The sequence below is a fragment of the Pseudomonas sp. 2822-15 genome (assembly GCF_002742515.1).
Classification (GTDB): Bacteria; Pseudomonadota; Gammaproteobacteria; order Pseudomonadales; family Pseudomonadaceae; genus Aquipseudomonas; species Aquipseudomonas salomonii.
Genome location: NZ_LJRY01000462.1, coordinates 1 through 230, shown reverse-complemented (window position 1 = coordinate 230; position 230 = coordinate 1). Strand labels below are relative to the sequence as shown.

Below are 230 nucleotides of genomic sequence, written 5' to 3'. Positions count from 1 at the left end.
CATGATAACAGCATCTACCGAGTAGATCTTGCCCATATCAGCACTTTTATCTCGGTCCACTGAATCTACCACTAACTTTATTCCCTCTTCAGTTGTTAAATCGGCAACTTTTGCTTCTACTGATAGTTTACTTTCTACAGCCTGCTTATTCGCATGATCGACTGCTACCTCTGAAATATCAAAAGCTTTAACATCGTAGCCTTTTTCAGCAAGATGAAAACTGTTGGCAC

General features: G+C 40.0%; 1 protein-coding gene. It reads right to left on the bottom strand.

Features of this window, described 5'->3' with window-relative positions:
* Positions 1-230: hypothetical protein (locus AOA59_RS32585; protein ID WP_256593168.1), on the bottom strand; the 230-nt coding region annotated here is incomplete at both ends.